The 23,373-nt window shown below is 40.1% G+C and carries 18 protein-coding genes and 1 pseudogene; 14 read left to right on the top strand and 5 right to left on the bottom strand.

Annotated elements, in window-relative coordinates:
- Positions 1–46 precede the first annotated feature (46 nt).
- The gene (locus tag ACESK1_RS05745) at positions 47–2,173 is read right to left on the bottom strand and encodes a S9 family peptidase (protein WP_372918824.1); all 2,127 of its coding nucleotides are present in this window, start codon (positions 2,171–2,173) and stop codon (positions 47–49) included.
- 62 nt (positions 2,174–2,235) lie between these two features.
- Between ACESK1_RS05745 and ACESK1_RS05740 the strand changes: the two genes are divergently transcribed.
- Positions 2,236–2,559: a YbaB/EbfC family nucleoid-associated protein gene (locus ACESK1_RS05740; RefSeq protein ID WP_372918822.1), complete on the top strand. Its 324-nt coding sequence runs from the start codon at positions 2,236–2,238 to the stop codon at positions 2,557–2,559.
- 51 nt (positions 2,560–2,610) lie between these two features.
- Here ACESK1_RS05740 and ACESK1_RS05735 read toward each other — a convergent pair whose 3' ends face one another.
- Together ACESK1_RS05735 and ACESK1_RS05730 are read right to left on the bottom strand one after the other, a co-directional pair.
- On the bottom strand, positions 2,611–3,639 hold the full coding sequence (locus tag ACESK1_RS05735) for a low specificity L-threonine aldolase (protein ID WP_372918820.1): 1,029 nt from the start codon (positions 3,637–3,639) through the stop codon (positions 2,611–2,613).
- 121 nt (positions 3,640–3,760) lie between these two features.
- Positions 3,761–6,172, bottom strand: coding sequence for a zinc-dependent metalloprotease (locus ACESK1_RS05730; RefSeq protein ID WP_372918818.1), 2,412 nt, complete (start codon positions 6,170–6,172; stop codon positions 3,761–3,763).
- Positions 6,173–6,270: 98 nt separating this feature from the next.
- Here ACESK1_RS05730 and prfB point away from each other — a divergent pair.
- From prfB to ACESK1_RS05710, 4 genes are all read left to right on the top strand, one after another.
- Positions 6,271–7,369, top strand: a protein-coding gene (gene prfB, locus ACESK1_RS05725) for a peptide chain release factor 2 (protein ID WP_372918816.1) whose coding sequence is annotated in 2 segments (ribosomal slippage) — positions 6,271–6,333 and positions 6,335–7,369 — 1,098 coding nt in all. Because the reading frame shifts where the segments join, the coding sequence is not laid out codon by codon here.
- Positions 7,370–7,435: 66 nt separating this feature from the next.
- Positions 7,436–7,777 (top strand): arsenate reductase family protein, encoded by a 342-nt coding sequence (locus ACESK1_RS05720; protein WP_372918814.1) that lies wholly within the window; start codon positions 7,436–7,438, stop codon positions 7,775–7,777.
- 37 nt (positions 7,778–7,814) lie between these two features.
- On the top strand, positions 7,815–8,183 hold the full coding sequence (locus ACESK1_RS05715) for a hypothetical protein (RefSeq protein WP_372918812.1): 369 nt from the start codon (positions 7,815–7,817) through the stop codon (positions 8,181–8,183).
- 131 nt (positions 8,184–8,314) lie between these two features.
- Entirely contained in the window at positions 8,315–10,810 is a 2,496-nt protein-coding gene (locus tag ACESK1_RS05710) for a TonB-dependent receptor domain-containing protein (protein ID WP_372918810.1), read from the top strand.
- Positions 10,811–10,857: 47 nt separating this feature from the next.
- Here the strand turns inward: ACESK1_RS05710 and ACESK1_RS05705 are convergent, their stop codons facing one another.
- On the bottom strand, positions 10,858–11,034 hold the full coding sequence (locus ACESK1_RS05705; protein ID WP_372918808.1) for a hypothetical protein: 177 nt from the start codon (positions 11,032–11,034) through the stop codon (positions 10,858–10,860).
- 183 nt (positions 11,035–11,217) lie between these two features.
- Between ACESK1_RS05705 and fumC the strand changes: the two genes are divergently transcribed.
- The gene (fumC, locus tag ACESK1_RS05700) at positions 11,218–12,615 is read left to right on the top strand and encodes a class II fumarate hydratase (RefSeq protein ID WP_372918806.1); all 1,398 of its coding nucleotides are present in this window, start codon (positions 11,218–11,220) and stop codon (positions 12,613–12,615) included.
- 66 nt (positions 12,616–12,681) lie between these two features.
- On the opposite strand, the gene ccsA is transcribed toward fumC, so the two are convergent.
- Entirely contained in the window at positions 12,682–15,852 is a 3,171-nt protein-coding gene (gene ccsA / locus ACESK1_RS05695; RefSeq protein WP_372918804.1) for a cytochrome c biogenesis protein CcsA, read from the bottom strand.
- A 113-nt stretch (positions 15,853–15,965) separates the two neighbouring features.
- On the opposite strand from ccsA, the gene ACESK1_RS05690 reads away from it, so the two are divergent.
- The 8 genes and pseudogenes from ACESK1_RS05690 to ACESK1_RS05655 form a co-directional block, all read left to right on the top strand.
- Positions 15,966–16,727: a Rossmann-like and DUF2520 domain-containing protein gene (locus ACESK1_RS05690; protein ID WP_372918802.1), complete on the top strand. Its 762-nt coding sequence runs from the start codon at positions 15,966–15,968 to the stop codon at positions 16,725–16,727.
- Positions 16,711–17,220, top strand: a complete 510-nt coding sequence (locus ACESK1_RS05685) for a KdsC family phosphatase (protein ID WP_372918800.1) — start codon at positions 16,711–16,713, stop codon at positions 17,218–17,220. Before ACESK1_RS05690 ends, ACESK1_RS05685 begins: the two co-directional genes overlap by 17 nt.
- A complete protein-coding gene (locus ACESK1_RS05680) occupies positions 17,221–17,547 on the top strand; it encodes a multidrug efflux SMR transporter (protein WP_372918798.1) in 327 nt (108 codons plus the stop codon). It begins immediately after the preceding gene.
- Between the two features lie 5 nt (positions 17,548–17,552).
- Positions 17,553–18,467, top strand: a complete 915-nt coding sequence (locus ACESK1_RS05675) for a geranylgeranylglycerol-phosphate geranylgeranyltransferase (RefSeq protein WP_372918796.1) — start codon at positions 17,553–17,555, stop codon at positions 18,465–18,467.
- A 3-nt stretch (positions 18,468–18,470) separates the two neighbouring features.
- On the top strand, positions 18,471–19,061 hold the full coding sequence (locus ACESK1_RS05670; RefSeq protein ID WP_372918794.1) for a Maf-like protein: 591 nt from the start codon (positions 18,471–18,473) through the stop codon (positions 19,059–19,061).
- A gap of 52 nt (positions 19,062–19,113) precedes the next feature.
- Positions 19,114–19,653 (top strand): mechanosensitive ion channel domain-containing protein, encoded by a 540-nt coding sequence (locus ACESK1_RS05665; protein WP_372918792.1) that lies wholly within the window; start codon positions 19,114–19,116, stop codon positions 19,651–19,653.
- Positions 19,654–19,701: 48 nt separating this feature from the next.
- The gene (locus ACESK1_RS05660; protein ID WP_372918790.1) at positions 19,702–22,215 is read left to right on the top strand and encodes a PIG-L family deacetylase; all 2,514 of its coding nucleotides are present in this window, start codon (positions 19,702–19,704) and stop codon (positions 22,213–22,215) included.
- Between the two features lie 105 nt (positions 22,216–22,320).
- A pseudogene (locus ACESK1_RS05655) lies at positions 22,321–23,373 on the top strand (sodium:solute symporter); the annotation flags it as partial.

Below are 23,373 nucleotides of genomic sequence, written 5' to 3'. Positions count from 1 at the left end.
AAAAGTTCAGATTGCAAACCGGTCAAAGTTAAGTCAAATTTTTTAATTATTCGGTTATACCTTCCAAATCCAATAGAAAAGCGTACTCCTCGGCAACTTCTTTTAGTGCTTCAAATCTTCCTGATGCTCCACCATGCCCTGCTTCCATGTTGGTATGAAATAACAATATATTATTATCAGTCTTAAATTCTCTTAATTTTGCAACCCATTTAGCTGGTTCCCAATATTGAACCTGAGAATCGTGTAATCCTGTTGTAACCAGCATATTCGGATAATCCTGGGCTTTCACATTATCATATGGAGAATAAGATTTCATATATTCATAATATTCTAAATTATTGGGGTTCCCCCATTCGTCATATTCGCCGGTAGTAAGCGGAATACTGTCATCCAACATTGTTGTGATCACATCTACAAAAGGTACAGCGGCAATCACTCCGTTATATAGTTCAGGAGCCATATTCACAACTGCCCCCATTAGTAGCCCACCGGCAGAACCACCCATAGCATATAAATGATCACTGGAAGTGTAATTCTCCTCGATTAAATGTTTAGAAACATCAATAAAATCGGTAAAAGTGTTCTTCTTTCTGAAAAGTTTTCCATCCTCATACCAGTTCCGACCGAGGTATTCTCCTCCCCGAATGTGAGCTATAGCATAAACAAAACCTCTGTCAAGCAAGCTCAAACGTACCGAAGAAAAATAAGGATCTATGGTTGATCCATAAGAGCCGTAAGCGTATTGCAAGACAGGATTCTTAGAATTCTTTTCCAGACCTTTGCGATAAACCAAAGAAACAGGAACTTTTGTACCATCGGCCGCGGTTGCCCAAATCCTTTCTGAAGTGTAATTGTTTTTATCAAAATTTCCGCCCAGGACTTCTTGTTCTTTTAAAACGGTCTTCTCCCTGGTTGCCATATTAAAATCGATAACCGAAGTTGGAGTCGTAAGGGAATTATAGGTATACCTTAAAACATCGGTATTAAAGGAAGGGTTTATAGAGGTATAAGCAGTATAGGTTTCATTATCAAAAGGAATATAATACTCTTCCTCATCATCCCATCTCATGACTTTAATTTTATTAAGGCCGTTATTGCGTTCACTCACAACCAGGTACTCTTTAAAAATATCGATATCTTCCAGAAGAACATCTTCCCGATGTGGAATAACATCGGTCCAGTTTTCTTTGGATGTTGCATCAACGGGAGTTTTCATCAGTTTAAAGTTGGTGGCATCGTCCATATTGGTAAGGACGTAAAAATGATCTCCAAAATGAGCAATACTGTATTCAAGCCCTCTTTCGCGATCCTGAATCACCTTAAATTCTCCCGCTGGATCATCGGCTTTTAGAATCCGATATTCTGTAGTTAAAGTACTACTGGAACCAATAATTATATACTCTCTTGATTTCGATTTATAAACGTAGGTATTGAAAGTTTCATCTTCTTCTTCAAAAACAAGTTCATCTTCCGAAGAATCAGTCCCTAAAACATGTTTATAAATCCTGTATGATCTTAATGTCTGATCGTCCTTCTTGGTATAAAAAAGGGTTTTATTATCAGCAGCCCAGGTAGAGCCACCCGTGGTATTTTCAATTTTATCAGATAATATCTCGCCGGTTTCCAGGTTTTTTACCTGGATGGTATATTTTCTTCGGCTAACGGTATCTACTCCAAATGCGACTAGTTTATTATCCTCACTTACATTGAGTCCACCAAGGCTGTAGTAATCATGGTCTTTAGCCATTTCATTTACATTGAACATCACTTCTTCGGGAGCATCCAGACTTTCTTTTTTACGGGAATAAATGGGGTAATCATAGCCTTTTTCAAACCGGGTTAGATACCAGTAATCATTCAGTTTATAAGGCACCGATTTGTCATCTTCTTTGATTCGTGATTTCATCTCCTCAAAAAGTTTCTCCTGAAACTCTTTAGTATGAGCCGTCATCTTCTCGTTATAGTCATTTTCGCTTTTTAGATAATCAATCACCTTAAAATCTTCCCTGTCATTCATCCAGTAATAATCATCTATTCTCAGGTCTCCATGAAACTCCAGTTTCTTCTCGATTTTCTGGGCTTTAGGAGGCATTATATCTTGTTTCAAATCAGTTGAATTTTGTGCTGTGGCAAATGTAAGGCTTCCAAGTAAAAAAAATAATAGTGTTTTCATATTAAGCTGTTAAAGCGGTAATTTAGTAAATTTGTCATTCAGAATTTTTAAAATAAGAAGATATGTTTGGAGATATGATGGGTATGATGAATAAACTCAAGGAAACCCAGGAAAAAGTTGAAGCTACTAAAGAGCGTCTTAAGACCGTTAGTTTTGAGGAGAAGTCAAGTGATGGCCTTTTAAAAGTCACCATTACCGCAGCAAGAGAAATAAAAAATATCAGTATAGCCGATGAGCTTTTGGAAGACAAGGAACAACTGGAAGATTACCTTGTTCTTACCCTGAATAAAGCAATTCAACGGGCTTCTGAAATGAATGAAACCGAACTTGCTGCCGTAGCTAAAGATGGCATGCCTGATATTCCAGGACTTGATATGTTAAAATAAAAGTTCAAAAAGATATTATTAAAAAGCCCCGTCTAGACGGGGCTTTTATTTTTATAGTTCGATCTGTTCCAGGACTTTCAGGAACTTTTTATGCATTTCTTCTGAATAGTCCAGATGGGTAACAATTCTGAGCTTGCCCTGCCCCATGTTGCTAATCCGGATCTTTTCTTTTTGCAACTGTTTCATGAATTTTTCCTCTTCTGATGGATTCTGAAGATAAAATATTACAATATTGGTATCCACCTCTTCTACCAGTTTCACATATTCCTGGTCGCATAACTTTTCACCAATTTCTGAAGCTCTTTTATGATCAATAGCCAGACGGTCTACGTGATGGTCTAAAGCATAAACCCCTGCGGCAGCCATAAAGCCCACCTGTCGCATTCCTCCGCCAAGCACTTTTCGAACCCGCATGGCTCCTTTCATCAGTTTTTTATTACCAATTAGAACAGATCCCATGGGAGTTCCCAAACCTTTCGACAAACAAACTGAAATGGTGTCAAAAATCTTTCCGTATTCTTTTGGGTCTTCCTCTTTTGCAACAAGAGCATTAAAAAGCCTCGCTCCGTCCAAATGAAGTCCGAGTTCATGTTTATTACATACCTTTTGGATCCTCTTTATTTCTTCCATATCGTAACAGGCGCCACCACCTTTATTGGTGGTGTTTTCCAAACACACCAGAGTAGTTAACGGACTGTGATAAAAGTCGGGTGGATTGATATTCTCCTCTACCTGGGCAGCGGTGATCATCCCGCGATTACCATCTACAAGTTTACAGGAAACTCCACTATTAAACGAGGCTCCACCGCCTTCGTAATTAAAAACGTGAGCCCATTTATCGCAAATCAGTTGTTCTGCCGGTTGAGTGTGTAATTTTATAGCCGCCTGATTTGCCATACTTCCCGTTGGAAAGAACAGAGCTTCGTCCATTCCAAACATATTAGCAAGTTTTTCTTCCAAAGCATTTACGGTTGGGTCTTCTTTGTACACATCGTCACCAACCTCAGCGCTCATAATCGCTTTCAGCATCCCGCTTGTTGGCCGGGTTACCGTGTCACTTCTTAAATCTATTTCTTTCATAAATATCGCTTTGTCATTTCTGCGAAGGCAGAAATCTATTTATAATTTTGTTTTTGTGTTATTTCCGCCCTCCCAAAAATCGGGATAAACTCCGGCGGAAATTCATTTTTTATCTCTTAAATTATATTTCATCAATTAAACATTCAAAACTACCAATAGGGCTTCCATCCGGAATTTTTGGGGTAGTACTTTCAATTTTGAAATCCTCAGGATTCTCCCTGAACTGTCTAATGTCGCGCAACATTAACTTATCTATAGCTGCTTCCCGGCCGCCAAGCCACTCTTCCAGATCATCTATAGCTGAATTCGTTACCGCTCTAACCTGAGGAGTTACTTTACTGTTAGCTGCAAGTGAGAGTAAATGTTCAAAAATATTATAGTTTATGGCTTCCTGGACAGAATTTAAATAATTATCGCGATGCGATGATTTGATAGTCTCAGAAATAAGTTCTTCCAACACTTCCTCTAGCCCTAACTGCTTTTTATCCATTGCTTTTTGCTGAACAAGTCTCGCAGCCCTTTCAGGATGCAAAAGAAGAGAAACACTCATTCCAGAAGCAGTAACCGGGGCTCCCATAACATCAAAGGCTACGCCAGTATTGCTTTTAAAAGACTCCCTGGTTCGGTTAAAACCAAATGCCCGCGGTGGAAAAAGCGCAAGTTTCTCTTCAGGTATGGCAAGGGTGCTAGCATCCAGGGTTTTTAGAATTCCCGAAAGAGCCTCCTTCTGACTTTTGGCGTTTAGCGTTTCCCAAACTTTTTCATTGCCTCCTTTTACCGCATAATTGTAATCCATTCCACCAATCAACTTCACAGCTGCTTCGGTTTGATATCTATGAAAGAAATAAAGCGGAACAAATACATCTTCCAACACCGAATAGGCCTCATGTGTTCGAATATTATCTTCCGAAAAATTATTAATGGCTTTTTTTCTAATTGCTAAAACCCTGTCCAACTCCTCTACCGCGTCTTCTCCGTTATCCCACAAATGAGCTTTTAAATGAGCGCCACCCTGTGCCCGGGCATCAGCGTCAGAAATAAATTGCAGGCCTTTTTCATGAGCTTCTTCAATTACCGAATTCAGAAATTCTCTTTCTGAGGTATCTTCAGGAATATCGGCATAGGAATATTTTACAGTAAGCTTGTCCCAATCCCCCATCCCGGTGGCATAAGCATTGCTGAAATCAATTTCTCCATCTTTAATACTGAATTGCGGATGCGGATAATCCATCACTGAGCTTCTTCCCGATGGGCTGGCAGCAAAATTATGAGTGAAACCAATTGTATGTCCTATTTCATGCGCAGAGAGTTGCCTGATCCTGGCCAGCGCCATCTCCATCATTTTTTGATGATTCTTATCGTCTTCAGCAAAAGGACGGTTCATAAGCGCCTGTGCGATCATGAAATCCTGCCGAATTCGCAAACTTCCCAGGCTAACATGTCCTTTAATGATCTCGCCGGTTCGGGGATCTACCACGCTGGCTCCATAGCTCCACCCTCGCGTCGAACGGTGAACCCATTGAATCACATTATAGCGAACATCAAGAGGATCGGCGTCTTCTGGGAGCATCTTTACCTGAAAAGCATCTTTATAACCAATTTCCTCAAAAGCTTCGTTCCACCATTTTGCACCATCGAGAAGGGCTGTTTTTACAGGCTCGGGCGTTCCTGGATCCAAATAGTATATAATAGGTTCTTCAGCTTCACTCATTTCTGCAAGGGAATCTTTCTTTTTAAGTCGGTGACGAATGGCTAAACGTTTTTCAATTGGCTCATAAACGGGGCTGGAATAATCAAGATAAGAAATGTGAATAGCGCCGCTTCTGGGATCGAAAATTCTTTCCTCATAACCGTCATTCGGAAGCTTAACAAATGAATGATGCTGAATCAAACTAATATTTTTGGTATCGGGAACCACAGATTGCAAAGTCCTCCCGTTGGGTTCTCCTTTAAAAGTAAGGAGGGCTTCAAATTCTACATTCTCAGGAAAAGCTTTGGTACGTTCCATAGAAAGTGCACTTCTGCTTTTTTCCAGTTTATAAGTACCGTATTCGCCTTTTTTTAATCGCTCAGCTACTCCGTGAGCATCCTGCATAAGAAATGGGGTGAAATCAATAACATAAACATTATCCTTTTGTTCTTTGATCTCAAAACCAAAGATCACCGATTTGGCGAAAGCTTGCTCAACACTTCGCTTTTCCAGTTCATTATCGGTTTCGGCGCGATATCTTTGATTAGGCTGAACGAGTAAAAGTTTATTTCCGGCTTTCACAAATTTAACTACTACTCCGTCTCCCAATTGTCCGCGGTCCAGACCAATATCGTTTGAACCAATTCCGGTGGTTAAAAAATGTGTGTACAGGAATTCGGTGTCAAGTTTGTCTACCTCAAGATAGATCTCATCTTCCTTTTCGTTATAATGAAAATCGAAATACCCTTTCTGAGATTTTAAATCTTCTTTTTCTGATAAAAATTGAGCATTGCTAAAATGTGAGATACTGAAGAACAATAAAATAAGTAAATGTCGGTGCATCTGGAGATTTTTTTTTGACAGCTAAAACTATAAAATTATCGTTAAATACTTTCCTGTAGGGGCCTTTAATTCTATTTTTGCGCTAAAATTAAGACTACATGATCTCAACAGAGCAGGTAAAAGATCTTAGAGAGCGCCTTGGTGCGTTAAGGAGGTATCTTTGACATTGATGCCAAACAGATAGAAATCACAAACCTGGAAGAAAAAACCTTTGCTCCCGATTTCTGGAACGATCCAAAAAAGGCAGAGCTTCTTATGCAGGAACTCAATGCCATAAAGAAATGGGTAAAAGATTATGAAAAGGCAGAAACCCTTTTAGACGACCTGGAAGTTCTCCTGGAATTCTACCGCGAAGATGAAGCTTCTGCCGAAGATGTTGAGGAAAAACATTCGCTGGCTATAGACCTTATTGAAGATCTGGAATTTAAAAACATGCTTTCTGAAGAAGGCGACAATTTGAGCGCGGTATTGCAGATTACAGCCGGGGCCGGAGGCACCGAAAGCTGTGACTGGGCCGAAATGCTCATGCGCATGTATCTCATGTGGGCAGAAAAACGAGGTTTCAAGATCAAGGAACTAAATTACCAGGCCGGGGAAGTTGCGGGAATAAAAACAGTCACCCTGGAAATTGAAGGTGAATTTGCTTTCGGTTGGTTAAAAGGAGAGAACGGAGTCCACAGGTTGGTACGAATTTCCCCGTTTGACAGTAATGCCAAAAGGCACACTTCTTTTGCTTCTGTATATGTTTACCCGCTGGCTGATGACAGCATTGAGATAGATATCAATCCATCCGAAATATCCTGGGAAACTATGCGCTCTTCAGGAGCCGGAGGCCAGAATGTAAACAAAGTGGAAACTGCTGTAAGACTGCGCCACGCCCCTACCGGAATTGTTGTGGAAAACTCTGAAACCCGTTCTCAGTTGGAGAATAAAACCAAGGCTATGCAACTTTTAAAAAGTCAGTTGTATGAGATCGAACTTCAGAAACAACAGGAACAAAGACGAGAGATAGAAGATTCTAAAATGAAGATCGAATGGGGTTCACAGATAAGAAATTATGTGATGCATCCTTATAAACTAGTAAAAGACGTTAGAACCGGAGAAGAAACGGGAAATGTAGATGATGTAATGAATGGTTCTATAGATGCTTTTCTTAAAGCATATCTTATGATGATGGGTCAACGGAATGAAGATTGATAGAAATTCCCGAACCTGTTTCGATTTTAAAATTAATTGATTATTTTAAGGAAAAATTCAGCTTATATGATTACCGTTTATCACAACACCAGATGTAAAAAATCCCGGGAAGGCCTTCAGAAGGTAGAAGATTCGGGGAAGGAATATAAAATAAGAGAGTATTTAAAAGACGAACTTACGGAAGAAGAACTTACTTCTTTGGTAAAGAAACTCAATATTGCTCCTATTCAACTGGTAAGGAAAAACGAAAAGATCTGGAAAGAAAATTACAAGAATAAAGATCTTAGCGATAGAGAATTGATTATAGTTATGGCACAAAACCCTAAATTAATTGAAAGACCTATCGTAGAATCTGAAAATGAAGCAGTAATTGGCAGGCCTGCTGAAGAGATTGACAAACTGCTTTAGACTTTTATCTGAAATAACTGGAATAAATTGATCTGAAATGAAATCACAACAAAGAATTGCACTTATTGGAGTCGCCGGGTTACTGGTGGCCGGTTTTGTGTATTCGCAAATCTATATTCACAAAAGAAACAGGGAGGAGCTTGAAGAAATAGCCCGCGAACTCGCATACACCTGGAAACACCAACTAAATCTGGACCATGAGCAAACCCTGCTTATGGAAGATGTGATAATTGCCTATACGATAAGAAAGAACGAGGTATTAAACTCCGGAGTTAACGAAGATTCATTAATAAGAAAGCTTCAGGCCATTCAACGAAACGAGCATAAAAAATTAAAAAAGATTCTTACTGAGGATCAGTTTGAAAAATATATTCAGGTAAATAAAGGTTTAACCCGAAAGTCTTAAAAACTGATTTTCAGATTTATTTGTTCCTCTTCAAAAACCGAAAAACGCAGGAAACGTTGGTTTAACGGAAGTTTAACCAATGTTTCATTAAACCATCGCGATGTAAGGAAGTCATAGAACTAAAATATTCTATGACCACCAAAAATCTAATCGCGCTTTCAGCGTTTTTGTTATTTTTCAGCCTGAGTATCCAGGGCTATTCTCAACGAAGTTCTCAACATACTATTTCCGGGACCGTCATTGATGACGATCTTGAGGTTCCTTTGGAATATGCCACAATCTCCATTACCAATACAAATGACCCTTCAGATATAAACGGCGGGGTTACCGATATAGATGGAAAATTTGAGATTGAAGTGCCAGAAGGCACTTATAATATTCTAGTGGAATTTATCTCCTACGAACCAAAACAATTTAATAACAGAAAGGTTGACTCAGATCTAGACCTGGGAACAATAAAGCTAGGTGTTTCTTCAGCCAATCTCGATGAAGTTATTGTGCGGGCAGAAACCACGCAGGTTGATGTTCGGTTGGATAAAAAAATATATAATATTGGAAAGGATCTAACTACTGCCGGTGGTACCGTAGGTGACGCTCTTAATAATGTACCTTCGGTTTCTGTGGATATTGACGGTGGAATAAGCCTTCGTGGAAATGAAAACGTAAGGATTCTTATAAACGGAAAACCATCAGCTATGGCAGGTTTTGGCGATTCAGATGTTCTAAACCAATTACCTGCAGATGCCATTGAGCGGGTTGAAGTGATTACTTCTCCTTCTGCCAGGTATGATGCCGAAGGAACTGCCGGTATTCTGAATATCATTTTAAGGCAACAAGAAACTCTTGGTTTTAATGGCTCCTTAAGTCTGAATGCAGGAACTCCCGCCAATGCCGGCATTTCAGCCAATTTAAATTACCGCACAGAAAAATTTAATCTCTTTACAAATACAGGTTTCAGATATTTTGATGCCCCCGGTGGAGGTTTTTTCGATACCCGATACAATGAAAACAGCGGAGTGGAATTTGACAGAATTGTTGAAGATCGGGATATTGAACGACTTAACAGAAATTTCAATACCAGTTTTGGTATGGAATATTTCATCAATGAGCAATCTTCAATTACCGGTTCGGTTTTTTACCGTTATGGAGAGGATGAAGATCTTACCACCAACGTAACTGATAATTACATTAATGCAAACCAGGTTTTAGGAACTACCAGAGAAGAACGGCAAACCGAAAATGACGATAGTTGGCAATTCTCCCTTAATTATGTAAATAATTTTGACGATAATGGTCATAAACTTACTGCCGATCTTCAGTTTGAAACCGATAAGGAAACCCAGTTTACTACAATTGGAGAAAGAGAAGATTATAACACCGATAATCGCCCGGTGGATTTGATTGGTGAAAACATCAATACTATTGAAGACCAGAAAGAATATCTTATTCAGGCTGATTATGTGTTGCCTCTGGGAGAGGAATCTCAATTTGAGGCAGGATACCGTGGGAATTTTGAAAATGAGATCACAGATTACACCTTGTTTCAGGAAAATCCTGTGACCGGAGATTTAGAACTCAATGAAAGCCTTACCAATGTTTTTGATTATTCTGAGAATGTAAACGCACTTTATACACAATACGGAACCAAATTCGGCCAGTTGTCCTTTCTTCTTGGATTGAGATTAGAAAACACTCAGCTAAAAGGAAAAATTGACAGTGAGTTAACCGATGCCGAACTGGAAGATGTTTTTGGATTCGCAATTGACACCGATTTCGATAATAAATACCTTGGGTTATTTCCAACGGTTAACTTCATTTATGAACTTGCTGAAAGAGAAAATATTACTTTAGGATATAACCGAAGGATCAACCGTCCACGAGGTTGGTTTATCAATCCTTTCCCTTCCCGAAGCAGTAACAACAATGTTTTCCAGGGAAATCCTAATTTACAACCGGCCTACTCCAACGCTTTTGATCTTGGTTATTTGAAAAGATGGGAAAAATTAACCTTGACCTCATCAGTTTACTACCAACATGAAACCGAGTCTTTTGAACGCATTGAGGAAAATATTGCAGGAACTAATGTGATTAGAACCATCCCGGTAAACCTTGCCAGCAATAAAAGAACCGGCGCCGAACTAGGACTGTTATATAATCCTGCTGACTGGCTAAGATTAAATAGTAGCTTTAATTTCTTTCAATTCAAAACGGAAGGAGAATTTAACGGTAAGAATTACGATGCGGAAAACACCAGCTGGTTTGCACGTTTCAGCTCAAAAGTTAGCCTTCCGGCAAAAATAGATTGGCAGACCAATGCTTTCTACCGCGGTGCTTCAGAAGGTGTACAGGGAACACAAGAAGGAATTCTTTCCATAGATCTTGCTCTAAGTAAGGATATTTTTAATGAAAATGCAACCCTATCCCTTAACGTGAGAGACCTTTTGGATTCCAGGAAAAGAGAATCTTTTACTTCAACTGACACCTATGATAGGTACAGCGAATTTCAGTGGAGACAAGGGCAAAATGTTACGGTATCGCTTATTTACAGATTTAACCAGCAAAAGAGAGAACAGAATAGAAGAAATGGTAATGACGGAAATATGGATGAAGGAGACTTTGAAGGCTAAAACCTGAAATACAGCATAAAAAAAGGGACTAAAATTAGTCCCTTTTTTTATGCTTTTTCTTCTTTAGCTTTTCTCCTGGCCTCTTTTTTCTCTTTAAGCAATTCCATAACCGAACCACCAATCCAGTAAGGCATTATTGCCATTAGAAAGATCATTAACCAGAATCCAATCGTTAAGATCACTAGGAAAGCCAAAAAACCGAGGTACTGATCGAATTCGAACATAACTTTCAAAAATTTTTGAATCAGCTTCAAAGATATAAACTCTGGGGGGTAATTCATAAATAAAATTCAACTTTTAGGCTTTAATCTCCATTTTGACTGAATCCTGGGCTTAAATTTTCTTTTAATTTAGGCTGAAGAAAGCGCTTAACTTGTAAATTTGTAAGAGAACTAATTATTTAAATTATGGAATACAGAATAGAAAAAGATACCATAGGTGAGGTTAAAGTTCCTGCCGATAAACTCTGGGGTGCCCAAACCGAACGTTCCCGGAACAACTTTAAAATAGGACCGGCCGCCAGCATGCCCCTTGAAATCGTTTACGGCTTTGCCTACCTAAAAAAAGCCGCAGCTTACACTAATTGCGAATTAGGTGCCCTTCCCGTAGAAAAAAGAGATTATATCGCCCAGGTTTGCGATGAGATCCTGGCTGGAAAGCACGACGACCAGTTTCCCCTGGTGATCTGGCAAACCGGAAGTGGGACTCAAAGCAATATGAACCTTAATGAGGTGATCGCTAACCGGGCCCACCAACTAGCCGGAAAAACTATTGGGGAAGGAGAGAAAACCCTTTCTCCAAACGATGATGTAAATAAATCACAATCGTCAAACGATACCTTTCCTACCGGAATGCACATAGCGGCTTATAAGAAAATAACCCAGACAACCCTTCCGGGCGTGAAAAAATTAAGAGACACGCTGAAGAAAAAATCTGAAGAGTTTAAAGATGTTGTGAAAATTGGCCGTACCCACTTTATGGATGCCACTCCCCTAACCCTGGGGCAGGAATTTAGCGGTTACGCTGCCCAGCTGGATTATGGCATAAAAGCACTTGAAAACACCTTACCACACCTTTCTGAACTCGCTCTGGGTGGTACAGCTGTGGGAACCGGACTTAACACTCCAAAGGGATATTCAAAAAGGGTAGCAGAATTCATTTCAAAATTTACCGAGCTTCCTTTCACTTCCGCGCCCAATAAATTTGAAGCTCTTGCCGCTCATGATGCTTTTGTAGAAACCCACGGAGCATTAAAGCAACTGGCAGTTTCCCTCAATAAAATTGCCAACGACATAAGAATGCTGGCTTCAGGACCGCGAAGCGGTATTGGAGAAATAAATATTCCTGCAAATGAACCCGGTTCTTCCATTATGCCCGGTAAAGTAAATCCAACCCAGGTTGAAGCATTAACTATGGTCTGTGCCCAGGTTATTGGTAATGATGTTACGATGAGTGTTGGGGGAATGCAGGGACAGTTTGAACTGAATGTATTTAAGCCGGTTATGGCTGCGAACCTGCTTCAAAGCGCACAATTAATTGGAGATGCCTGTGTTTCGTTCAATGAAAACTGTGCAACAGGGATTGAAGCTAACATGCCACGTATTCAGGAGCATTTGAATAACTCCCTGATGCTGGTAACAGCTCTTAATACAAAAATTGGTTATTACAAAGCTGCTGAGATTGCCAACGAAGCCCATAAGAACGGCACTACTTTAAAAGAAGAGGCCGTAAGATTAGGCCATGTTACCTCCGAGCAATTTGACGAATGGGTACAACCCAAAGATATGGTGGGAGGACTGAAATAAAGCTTCCTTCATTAAAACAAAAAATCCTGCCATCGGGCAGGATTTTTTTATGTCCAATCTCAAAGATTATTTCTTCTTTGCGTAATATTTCTGAAATCTCCAATAGGAAACAGCCCCCAGTAGAGCAACTACCGCTACAGAGTAATATATAAAAGTAGGAGTGATCACTTTATCTCCACTGGCATAAGAGTGTAAACCTGCAAGATAGAAGTTAACCCCAAAGTAAGTCATTAGGATACTGGCAAAGGCTACAATGGCCATAAGGTTAAAGAACCACCTGCTTCTAAGCCCGGGAATTAATCTCATATGAATTACAAAGGCATACACCATAATGCTGATAAGAGCCCAGGTTTCCTTTGGATCCCAGCCCCAGTAACGACCCCAGCTTTCATTCGCCCATTGCCCTCCAAGGAAATTTCCTATAGTTAACATAACAAGACCAACGGTTAATGCCATTTCAGTAATTATGGTAATCTCTTTTATGTTTAGATCCATCTTCTTCTTATTCTTAGAAGTGGTCATTATCATTAGTAGAAGTGCCACGACACCCAGGATCATTCCTAAGGTAAATGGACCATAACTCCCCACAATCACCGAAACGTGAATCATCAACCAGTAAGAATCCAATACAGGTTCCAGGTTGGCAATTGAAGGATCCATCCAGTTCCAGTGAGAGATCATAAGGATCATGGAAGTAACAAAAGCCGTAGCAGCGATAGTAAGGTTACTATTCCTTCCGAAGGCGAGTCCGAAGAACATTGTAGCCCAGGCTACATATATCATAGACTCATAGGCATCACTCCATGGTGCGTGCCCTGAGATATACCAGCGCGCAGCAAGTCCTAAGGTATGCAACAAAAACAGGAGACCGATAATAACAATACTTCCTTTAATAAGGATTCTTATAGGTTTATTATCGTAAAATATCTGAACGATAACCACCACCAGCATAAAAAGTCCGGCTACCATATACATCCAGAAGAGGTTTCTGAACACATCATATTTATTATAAGCTATCTCTGCATCTATCCTTTCTTCTGAAGGAAGGATATCACCACCGAATTTCTTCTGAAAACCTTTTATACTGCTCAAAAACTCTTCGGCCCTGGTATAATCGCCACTTTCCCGTGCATCCTGCAAAGCGGTCATATAAAGCGGAAGAATTTGTTTGGTGTATACGGAATCCATTCCTTTAAATTCGGCTTCTTCCACTTCGGGATAGGATACCCATTTATTGTTTTCGTGCTCCGGAATGGGGAAAATTCTTAATACTTTACCCTGAAGAGCCTGGTACATTAAATTCACCTTTTTATCAGTCTCGATAAAATCCTTCTGAAACTGGTTTGGAACTGCAGCCTGATATGCATCTTCCAAATAAAGGGAGAGTTTATAAGAACCATTGTTGTCAAAGAAATCGGTAAGGGCCAGGTATTTTTTATCTTCCTTAACCCCGGCAATCTTTCGGATACTATCGTTGTCGGGTTTGACATAGATAAGCGGTACGGTGTACCAGATCGTAGGATTTTCGGTGAGGGACACCAGCACCTGATCGGCATTCAAACCTTTATAGGAATCCTTTTTACTTAATTTTCTTAATAATTCAGAAGAATATGTGTTGGCAGGTTTCATTCTACCCCCCGCATCCTGGATAATCAGTTTCCCGAATTTTGCTGCGTGTTCCTCATCCACGGCATTATTCTGCAGGATAGAATCTATTTGTTTTTGCTGTGCTTCAATATGAGCATGATCGGTTTCTTCCTGGGTTATTTCCTGTGCAAAACCACCTAATGGAAATAAGAGGAATGCTAATATTCCAACCAGATTTTTCTTTTTAGCTTTCACCTTATCCAACATAACTTTTAGATTACCAAAACGTGAGCCCGGCGCAAAAAGAACCCACATCAAGCCTATATAAAGCAAGGTATAGCCGATATAAGTGATCCAGGTTCCCCAATAATCATGGTTTACAGAAAGCACAGTTCCTTTTTCATCGGGATGAAAACTAGCCTGGAAGAAACGATAACCCTTGTGATCCAGTACATGATTCATATATATCTCATAGGGAAAATCACCATCCTCATCTATAACCTCTATCTTACTTTTAAAGGAGGAATAGCTCTTTTCTGTTCCGGGATATTTATCGGCGATAAAGTCATTCAATTTGATACTAAACGGCAACTCTATTTCTTTACTTCCGTAATTGAGATAAATATCAAGTCCTGCTAATTCCACTTTTTTAGGCTCATTTGCAATTCCCTGGCCACCCAGTAATTTCACTGTTTCAGATTCCCCTTCCGAAGTTACTTTCAGGATCACACCATCGGTCTGCCCATCGGTTTTTTCTTTAGTTGGAACAACGTCATATTCCCCTCTAATCATAGGTTCAGGAATAACAAACTGCATATTCCCGATATTATAAAGAGAGCGAAGCATTAGGTTTTGTGTGGAATCTTTTACCAGTAAGCCTTCCTCCTGGTCGGCCATTCGCATATAATCCCCTTCAAAGGGAGAATTAATAAGATATTCGCCGCTTTCTTCGTCATATTCAATGTTTATCGCACCGTCTGTAGGGTTGTTCAGCGTAAATAAAACATTATGAATATTCTCCACCTCGCCTTCCTTTATAAAATGATCGTGACGATCTCCGGCACCGGCTTCCACTATTTTCAGGTAATTTTCGCCATCTTCAGTTGGAACCAGTGTCTCTTCAGCGCCGTGGATAAAGTCAAGGGCTTCAACCGTGACGGGTTGTCCTTTAAAATCGGTACTGAGCTTATAGTTATTCTCGGTTTCAGGAGCAAAAAGCACATCTTCCTGAAGTACTCTTCTTCGTGCTTCACCGTCTATCTCGCCATCGATAAAAGTGGTAAGAAAGGTTTTTTCAGATAGAAAAACGTTGGTTGTTTCTCCTTCTCTAATAGGCATTACTCCTTCATAACTGATATATCGGGTAACAAAGGCACCAACCAGGATCAAAATAAAAGATAGATGGAGTAATAAAGACGACCATTTTTCCCGTTTGTAGAGTTGATATCTCTTAATATTTCCTAAAAAATTAATGACGAAAAGAACCATAATCCCTTCAAACCACCAGGTGTTATAGATCATAACTCTGGCAGTTTCTATGGTGTACCAGCTTTCTATAAAGGTCCCCAGGGCAAGGGCTACAGCAAATACCACAAATAAGACAGCTAAAAGACGGGTAGAAAAAAGAATCGAGGCAATTTTATTCTGCATGAAGATAGGCTTTAAACGGCTGCGAATTTAAGGAATTTTAAACATTTTGCCCATTAAAATCAAATCATTCTGCACCAACCTGAAAGCAGGGAAATTTTTAATAATTTAGCAGCATGATAAACCTGGTAATTTTAGGAGCCGGCAATGTAGCCACCCACCTTGCAAAAGCTTTTTCTAATGCCGAAAATATTAAACTGATACAGGTTTATAATCACCGGCCAGAGCCTTTGAAACCATTTAAAAGGTTCACTAAAACCACTACAGAAATCACTAAGCTTGCAAAAGCCGACATCTATCTTATGGCGCTGAAAGATGATGTTATTGCTGAAGTTGCTGAAATGATTCCTTATAAAGAAGTTTTGGTAGTTCACACTTCGGGGAGTGTAGCATTAAAAACTTTGAAAAGCTTTAAAAATCACGGGGTTTTTTATCCGGTTCAAACTTTCTCTAAAAAGAAAGATGTTAACTTCAGGGAAATCCCAATTTGTTTGGAAGCCAATTCGGTTGAAAATCTTGAAATTTTAAAGAAATTGGCGGAGAATATCTCAAACAATATCTTCGAAATAGATTCTGAACAGCGAAAAGCTCTTCACCTGGCTGCAGTTTATGTAAATAACTTCACCAACCATCTCTATAGTCTGGGGGCAGAAATTTGCAGAAAAAATGAGATCCCTTTTGACATCTTAAAACCTCTGATAAGAGAAACCATAGATAAGCTGGAAAGTTTAGCTCCCCGCGAGGCCCAAACAGGTCCGGCTCTTAGAAACGATAAACAAACAATTGCTACACATCTGGCCATGCTGGAACCAAAACAACAAGAACTCTATAACATACTAACCAACTCTATCCGGGATTTCTATGGAAAAGAATTATAAAGAACAGCTTAACGACATCAACACCTTTGTATTCGACGTAGACGGCGTCTTAACCGATGGAAGCATACAAATAAGCACCCAGGGGGAGCTTTTACGCACCATGAACATGAAAGACGGCTACGCGCTAAAAGCAGCACACCAGGCCGGGTATACCGTTTGTATTATTTCCGGGGGGAAAAATGAAGGTGTAAGAAGCAGATTGCGCGGACTCGGACTAACAGATATTTACCTCGGAATTCAGGACAAAGTAGAACAAATGGACGAATTTTTCGATATCTACAATATCAAACCAGACCAGGTTCTTTACATGGGTGACGATATTCCCGATTACTACGCGATGCAGAAGATCGGGCTTCCCTGTTGTCCCCAGGATGCAGTAGCTGAGATCAAAAACATTTCAAAATATGTTTCCCATAAAAAAGGTGGTAAAGGCTGTGTGCGTGATGTGATTGAACAAGTCATGAAGGTTCAGGGAAAATGGATAGAAGAATAGATGAATTGGTTAATCCTCCTTTTCGCCGGCTTATTTGAAGTAGGTTTCGCTTTTTGCCTGGGTAAAGCTAAATTCAGCTCCGGAAGTACTGCTACCTGGTGGATGGTGGGATTTTTAATTTGCTTATTCCTGAGCATGTTTTTACTTTATAAAGCTACCCAAAGCTTACCCATTGGAACTGCATACGCGGTTTGGACCGGAATTGGTGCTGTGGGGACGGTTATTTTGGGGATCCTGGTTTTTAAGGAACCCGTTCATTTCTGGCGAATCTTTTTTCTAAGCACCCTTATCATTTCCCTGGTAGGCTTAAAAATAGTTACAAAATAAGCCCTATGCTGAAATTCCTAAAGCTCATTCGGATTGGTAACCTTATTTTCGTTGCGGTATGCCTCGTGCTTATCAGATATGCTTTTTTCGAAAGCACTTCAGCTGCTGTTTCCCTAAGCGATTTCGGGTATATTCTTTTGATTATCGCCAATCTTTCCCTGGCCGCCGGCGGATACATCATCAATGATCTATACGATGTCACGGCCGATAAGATCAACAAGCCTAAAAACCTCTATATCGGAAATGGGATTTCAGAAAAAACGGCTTTTAACTGGTTTATTGGCTTCAATATAATTGGAGTGGGCATTGGATTCTATCTGGCGAATGTTATCGGTTTACCGGCTTTTTCTGCACTTTTTATATTCAGTTCTGCACTGCTATATATTTATTCTTCTTACCTGAAGAATGTTCCTCTGGCCGGAAATATCACAGTGAGCTTTCTCGTGGCAGGGGTTGCAGCCCTGCCGGGTATCTTTGATCTCTTACCGGCGATCAATCCGGTGAACCGGGCGCAACAGGCAATGTATTTCTCTATTTTACTGGATTACTCCTTTTTCGGATTCTTTATTAATTTATTACGGGAAATGGTTAAGGATCAGGAAGATATTCAAGGGGATTATAATGCGGGCGGTAATACCCTTCCGATTATATTAGGAACGGCTCGTACCAATAAGGTCATTTTTGTGATTGGTCTCATTCCTTTAATAGCCATTCTTTACTATATCTATTCATATCTATTCGAAAATACCACTGCAGTACTATATGTTTTGTTTTTAATTATTGCTCCCCTGTTATATTTTCTGGTCCAGATCTTATCAGCGACAAAACAAAAAGACTTCTCCAGGTTGAGTTTAATCCTTAAAATAATCTTATTTTTCGGATTGATATCTATTGGATTTCATCAAATATTACTGGAATAAATTATGTTGAAAGATTTTCTAAAAGACAAAGAGATTATCCTGGCTTCAGGATCACCAAGGAGACAACAATTTTTCAGGGAGCTGGAAATTTCTTTTACCACCGATGTTCGCCCGGTCAAGGAAGTTTACCCTCCATCTCTGGAAAATGAAGAAATAACAGATTTTCTGGCCGAACTTAAAGCAGAAGCTTTTCAGAAGGAATTAAAACCAAACCAGATCCTCATCACCAGCGACACCATTGTTTGTCATAAAGGCAAGGCCCTTGGAAAACCAGAAAACCCGGAGGAGGCCAAAGCTATGCTGAACTCCCTCTCAGGACATTCCCACGAAGTAATTACCTCGGTTTGTTTTACGACTTCTAAGATTCAACGAACTTTAAATGCAAAAACACAGGTTACATTTAAAGAACTTAGCCAGGACGAGATAGATTATTACGTAGAAAAATTTAAACCTTTTGATAAAGCGGGAGGCTATGCTATCCAGGAATGGATTGGCCTGATTGGAATAACAAATATTGAAGGAAGTTATTTTAATGTGGTTGGTCTACCAACTCATTTGGTTTACGACACTCTTCTGGATATTGGAAGACTATAATTAGCTATTTTACAAAACATTAAATGAATCTACATAACTTTTTACTTTAATAATGTACGAGATCTTTAGTTCTTATCGAAACGAAATTGCATATACTGTTGTAACGGTTATAATCTTGCTTATTATTCAGCTGATTCTTAAAAAGGCAGCCCACAGGGTGGGACAAAGAGGAGAAATTCATATAACCCGTACGCGCTTAATGTTCAAATACATCAATATTCTTATTGTACTAATTGCAGCATTTTTGCTTTCCCTGGCGTGGGGTGTCGGTATAGCTGAACTTTCCCTGATATTTTCTTCGGTTTTTGCTGTAATAGGAGTGGCTTTATTTGCTATTTGGTCAATCCTAAGTAATGTTACCTCGGGAATCATTTTGTTCTTTAGTTTTCCATATAAAATAGGTGATAAAATCAGGATTCATGACAAAGACATGCCTATTGAAGCTATTATTGAAGACATTAAGTCTTTTCATCTGCATTTGAGGACCTTAGAAGGAGAGCTAATCACATATCCTAATAACCTAATGCTTCAAAAAGCCGTATCCCTGGTGGAAAAGGATTTTCTTACTGATGAAGGGAAAGATGCACTTTAAAAGTTAAAGCTCCAGCCCCGCTTTTATTACCCCTGAAAGTTATTATATTTGAGGAAGACCATAATTTTATATTTTATGCCTAAGATCTTTAGTGTTCTTTTATTTTTCATTCTGGGATTTACCCAGGCCCAAACTCCGGAAAAATTAAATGCTTCAGAAATCCACCAGGAGATTAAAAAACTGAACTTTCTTGGTTCAGTTCTGTATGTAGGTGCGCATCCTGATGATGAAAACACCCGACTTATCTCCTATTTTGCTAACAAGAAAAAAGCCCGTGTTGCATACCTTTCTTTAACCCGCGGGGATGGAGGCCAAAACCTGATAGGCCCCGAACTTCAGGAACAACTAGGACTTATTCGAACTCATGAACTCCTGGCAGCAAGAAAAATAGATGGTGGAGAGCAGATCTTCACCAGAGCTAAAGATTTCGGTTATTCTAAAAATCCTGACGAGACCTTGAAAATCTGGGATAAGAACAAAGTTTTGAGCGATGTGGTGCTGGCAATAAGAAAATTTAAACCCGATGTGATCATAAACCGTTTTGATCACCGGTCTCCCGGCAGTACTCACGGTCATCACACCTCTTCAGCACTATTAAGCCTGGAGGCTTTTGAACTCGCTGCAGATTCCTCTGCATTTCCTGAACAATTAAATTCCACCGCTGCATTTCAACCAAAACGCGCTTTTTTTAATACCTCACATTGGTTCTACGGAAGCAGAGAAGCTTTTGAAGAAGCCGATAAATCGGCTATGTTGTCATTGGATGTAGGGGTTTATTTCCCTGAACTGGGACTTTCAAACTCTGAGATCGCAGCTTTAAGCCGCAGTCAGCATCAATCGCAGGGTTTTGGTAGTACAGGCACCAGAGGCACTTCTAACGAATACCTGGAGCTCATTAAAGGGGAGATGCCGGAAAGCGATGTTTTTGAAGGCATTGATACAAGTTGGAACAGAATAGAAGGAGGCCGGGAAATTGGAGATATCTTGAAGAAAGTAGAAACCGAATTTAATTTCAGAGATCCATCTCAAAGTCTACCTGAACTAGTTAAGGCATACAAGCTTATTCAGGAACTGGAAAATGAGCATTGGCGGGAAGTCAAAACAAATCAAATTAAAGATATTATCGCAGCCTCCTCCGGACTTTTCCTGGAAGCGGCTGCTGAAACTCCATCTGTTACAGCCGGAGAAAAGGTTTCGCTAAACCTGGAAGCAATAAACAGAAGCAGCTATCCTGTAACATTAAATTCGGTTGAGCTTAGTCCTAATAATTCCCGGCTTCAGGTAGGGCAAAGCTTAAAAAATAATCAGAGCTGGGTCTCCGAGCTTGATTTCCACCTACCGGAATCTACTAAAAACACCACCCCTTACTGGCTTCAAAAAGAATCTACAAACGGAATGTACCTTGTGGAAGATTCCGAAATGATTGGGCTTCCCAAAACTCCGGTTGAAACCCAGGCCACTTTCAGGATGGATTTTAACGGAACTGAAATAGAGTTCAACAGGCCTGTTATCTATAAATATAATGACGCAGTAGTAGGAGAAACCTATCGTCCTTTTATGATCATTCCTGAAGTTTCTGTCTCCTTTGAAAAAGATGTGGAAATCTTTGAACTAAACGAGCCGCGTTCAATTTCAGTAGTAATAAAGGCCGGAAGAGATAATCTAAAAGGCAGCCTGAGACTGGAATCCGGAAAGAACTGGAAAACCCTTCCAGAATCAGCTGATTTCAGAATAGATCAAAAAGGAGGCACAGCCATCCTCACTTTCGAGATCATTCCTCCAGACGATCAGGATGAAACCTTCATAAGACCTGTAGCCAAAATTGGGGAAAAAGAATATACGGATGAATTAATTCAAATAGATTACAAGCATATTCCGTTACAGAACCTAGTTATGCCTGCAAAGCTCAAGGCGGTGAGGATTGAAATTCAGAAAAAAGGAGAATATATAGGATACATTGATGGAGCCGGTGATGCAGTACCTCAAAGCCTGGAGCAGATAGGATACCGTGTAGAACAGGTTGATCCTGCAGAGATATCCGATAATTCTCTTAGTAAATTTGATGCCGTCGTAACCGGGATAAGAGCTTACAATGTTGTAGACGAGCTTAAATTTGCGCAAAAGCATCTTCTGGAATACGTTAAAAATGGCGGAAATCTTATCGTGCAGTATAATACCAGCCGTGGGATGCTGGTAGATAATCCTGCACCTTTCCCCCTTCAAATTTCCCGGGATAGAGTAACCGATGAAAGAGCTGAAGTTAGCTTTCTTGACAAAAACCACCCGGTTTTAAATAAACCCAATAAGATCACCGAAAATGATTTTAAAAACTGGGTACAGGAGCGCGGCTTGTATTTCCCAGACCAGTGGAGCGAAGAATTCGCTCCAATTCTCTCTATGAAAGACAAAGGCGAGGAACCAACACAGGGCAGTTTACTGGTTGCAAAATATGGGGACGGCTATTTTATCTACACGGGATTAAGCTTTTTCAGGCAATTTCCTGAAGGCGTTCCGGGAGCTTATCGTCTCTTTGCAAATATGGTCTCAATCGGAAAAGAATGAATAAACCTGAAAAATACATCTGGAAGAAGTCCTATACCTTAGTATTGATCGTCAATGCTATTTACATCATCCTGTTTTATTTTGTAATGAAGACCTTCTCCTGATATGGAAATTATAGATTGGATAGTGCTTTCCGGCACGCTTGCTTTTATAGTTATTTATGGAGTTTACAAATCACGGGGCAGCAGGAATGTCCAGGATTATATTCGCGGAGGGAACGAAGCCCAGTGGTGGACCGTTGGCCTTTCGGTAATGGCTACCCAGGCAAGTGCTATTACCTTTCTTTCCACGCCCGGCCAGGCTTTTCACGATGGGATGGGCTTTGTACAATTCTATTTCGGATTACCTATTGCGATGGTGATCATTTGCCTGGTTTTCATACCTATTTACCACCGATTAAAAGTTTATACCGCCTATGAGTACCTGGAAACACGTTTTGACCGAAAAACCAGGACTCTTACGGCGTTCCTGTTTTTGATCCAACGGGGACTGGCAGCAGGGATTACCATTTTTGCTCCGGCTATAATCCTTTCAGCTGTTTTGGGGTGGAACCTCAACGGACTAACAATTCTTATTGGGGTTTTGGTGATCATCTATACGGTTTCCGGGGGAACCAAGGCAGTAAACGTTACCCAAAAACAACAAATGGCAGTGATCTTTACCGGAATGATCGCTACTTTTATCATTATCCTGAATTACCTGCCGGAAGACATAAACTTCAGCAATGCCCTGGAGATCGCCGGTGCGAGTGGTAAAATGGACGTACTTGATTTCTCCTTCGATCTGGAGAACCGATACACCGTTTGGACCGGCGTGATAGGCGGAACTTTCCTGGCCCTCTCCTACTTCGGAACGGATCAAAGTCAGGTGCAGCGTTATTTAAGCGGAAGATCGCTACGGGAAAGCCAGATGGGAATGATCATGAACGGCTTTCTAAAGGTACCTATGCAGTTCTTTATCCTTTTAGTAGGAGTTATGGTCTTTGTGTTTTATCAATTCAACACAGCGCCTCTGAATTTTAATCCGGCGGCGACCCAAAGCGTTATGGAATCAGAATATTCTGAAGAGTATAGTGAGCTGGAGGTCAATTACAACAAGATTCAGGAGGAGAAACAGCAACTCAGTCTTCAATTCGGTGAATCTCAAGAGCTTTCTTCC

The sequence above is a fragment of the Salegentibacter sp. genome (assembly GCF_041642575.1).
Lineage (GTDB): Bacteria > Bacteroidota > Bacteroidia > Flavobacteriales > Flavobacteriaceae > Salegentibacter.
The sequence above is the reverse complement of the archived record's forward strand: the minus strand, read 5'-3'. Positions and strand labels throughout refer to the sequence as shown.